Genomic DNA, 1,082 nt, shown 5'->3' on the forward strand with positions numbered 1-1,082 from the left:
GGCCGCCTTCGCCACCGGTGTTCTTCCCAATATCTACGAATTTCACCTCTACACTGGGAATTCCACCATCCTCTCCGACCCTCAAGCCCTGCAGTATCAGGCGCAATTCCCAGGTTGAGCCCGGGGCTTTCACGCTTGACTGACAGGGCCGCCTACGCGCCCTTTACGCCCAGTAATTCCGAACAACGCTAGCCCCCTTCGTATTACCGCGGCTGCTGGCACGAAGTTAGCCGGGGCTTATTCTCCTACTACCGTCATCATCGTCGTAGGTAAAAGAGCTTTACAACCCGAAGGCCTTCATCACTCACGCGGCATTGCTGGATCAGGCTTGCGCCCATTGTCCAATATTCCCCACTGCTGCCTCCCGTAGGAGTCTGGGCCGTGTCTCAGTCCCAGTGTGGCTGATCATCCTCTCAGACCAGCTACTGATCGAAGGCTTGGTGAGCCATTACCTCACCAACTACCTAATCAGACGCGGGCCCCTCTTATGGCGATAAATCTTTCATCCGAAGACATATACGGTATTAGCGTCAGTTTCCCGACGTTATCCCGTACCATAAGGCAGGTTCCCACGCGTTACTCACCCGTGCGCCACTAGCACCCGAAGGTACTCGTTCGACTTGCATGTGTTAGGCATGCCGCCAGCGTTCGTTCTGAGCCAGGATCAAACTCTCAGGTTGATGCTATCGATGTCCCCACCAATAGCAACCTTACTAATCCTAAACTCTCTATCTCTAGAAGGTTCAGAACCAGCAACCAAACAGGCCGCCGACTCCAAAACCCTTCCCCATTAACCTACAATGTCAAAGAACCCCGGAACTTCTCAGCTCCAACCCCAGTTTCGCTAGCGTTTTCAGTGACTTAGTCACCGGCACCGCGTCGCTGGGAAGCGCTTTATAGGCCTAACAACAAAACCCCGCAAGCGCTTTTTTAAAAAAACTGTCACGCCAGTCCTAAATATCGGTCATGAGGTTAGAGAAGCCCTAGGGTTTTGAGTTCCGCCGCCATCTCTGGCGGCATCGCGTCGTCGGCTTCCGAGCCCAAATCGGGCGGGGCTTTTTCGGCGTCGAAGTAGCGCCAAC

At 54.3% G+C, this 1,082-nt stretch carries 1 protein-coding gene and 1 rRNA gene; both read right to left on the reverse strand.

Features of this window, described 5'->3' with window-relative positions; genetic code table 11:
- A 16S ribosomal RNA gene (locus VZ95_RS21175) occupies positions 1-680 on the reverse strand; the annotation flags it as partial.
- A 292-nt stretch (positions 681-972) separates the two neighbouring features.
- A partial coding sequence (locus VZ95_RS29555; protein ID WP_156995529.1) for a DUF1489 family protein occupies positions 973-1,082 on the reverse strand: 110 nt, incomplete at its 5' end.

Origin of the sequence: Elstera litoralis, from assembly GCF_000963705.1 — a bacterium.
Classification (GTDB): domain Bacteria; phylum Pseudomonadota; class Alphaproteobacteria; order Elsterales; family Elsteraceae; genus Elstera; species Elstera litoralis.